Annotated in this window: 1 protein-coding gene; it reads right to left on the bottom strand. The window is 57.1% G+C overall.

The features are described from left to right. On the bottom strand, positions 1–549 hold a 549-nt coding region (locus AC1RQI_RS16975; RefSeq protein WP_481905794.1), incomplete at its 3' end, for a transposase. Positions 550–655: the final 106 nt, after the last annotated feature.

Below are 655 nucleotides of genomic sequence, written 5' to 3' on the forward strand. Positions count from 1 at the left end.
GTGGCGGCCGCAGAACACATACAGCGGTAGGTAGCAGTGGTGATCGTAATACCCATGGAAGTGTTTCTCTGGTTGATCGCCGTGCAGCGCGATATCGGTGCCATCGAAGTCCAGCACCAGCTCCTTCGGTGGCGCTTCATGCTGGTCAATGAACTGCTGCCACAGCACACGATGGGCCTCGACAACAGCCCGGCGATCCACGCCGCGTTCCATCCGGCTCAGCGTGGACTTGCCGGCCAGGACCTGATCCCGGCCAATCGCGCTTTGCAGGATCTGGTCAAAGCGCAGCTGTTGGTGGTCATTGAAGTCCTCATAGCCCGCCGCCAATCCGTACACGCGCTGTGCCACCATCGAATGCAGCGAGTGGCGCACTTTTGAACTCATGCGTGGATCGTTCAACGCCCCGGCAAGCTGACGGGTCAGGCCGTGGCGCTTATCCACTTCGCGCAGCAGTAACAATCCAGTGTCGGAGCTGATGTGGCCACCGGTGAAATCGGCTTGAATCTGGCGGCGACCTAGTGGCGAGAAGGCGAGTTTTTCAGGTACCATTCTGGATAGCGGCTATTGTGGTGAGTTTTTGGTGTAACGTCCTGAAATTATACCACTTTAAGCCGCTTCTTCCTTCCTTTCACCGCCTTCTCATGAGAAATTCAGG

It is taken from the genome of Salicola sp. AFF1, assembly GCF_056783195.1.